Genomic DNA, 356 nt, shown 5'->3' on the forward strand with positions numbered 1-356 from the left:
AACGGCGCGGGCAAGTCCACCCTCCTCAAGATCCTCACCGGCGACCACCAGCCCACCGAGGGCCACGTCGTCCTCGACGGCGAGCGGGTGGACCTGGCCTCACCCGCCCAGGCCCGAGCCGCCGGGATCCGCATCATCCCCCAGGACCCGGAGATCCTCCACCACGACTCCGTCGCCGAGAACGACTCCGCCGGCTCCCTGCCCCGCAAAACCGGGCGACGCCTCGACCGCACCGAACTACGCCGCCGCATCACGGCCGACCTCAAACGCCTCGGCTTCGACAAAGTCCTCGACCCCGACCTCCTCGGCTCCCAACTCACCCCCGCCCAACGCCAACTCGTCGAAATCCTGCGCGC

The 356-nt window shown here is 70.5% G+C and carries 1 protein-coding gene; it reads left to right on the forward strand.

The window, feature by feature from the left end; genetic code table 11:
* On the forward strand, positions 1 to 356 hold a 356-nt coding region (locus PUR56_RS10835), incomplete at both ends, for an ATP-binding cassette domain-containing protein (protein ID WP_329948723.1).

Source organism: Streptomyces sp. BE303, assembly GCF_036290945.1.
GTDB lineage: Bacteria > Actinomycetota > Actinomycetes > Streptomycetales > Streptomycetaceae > Kitasatospora.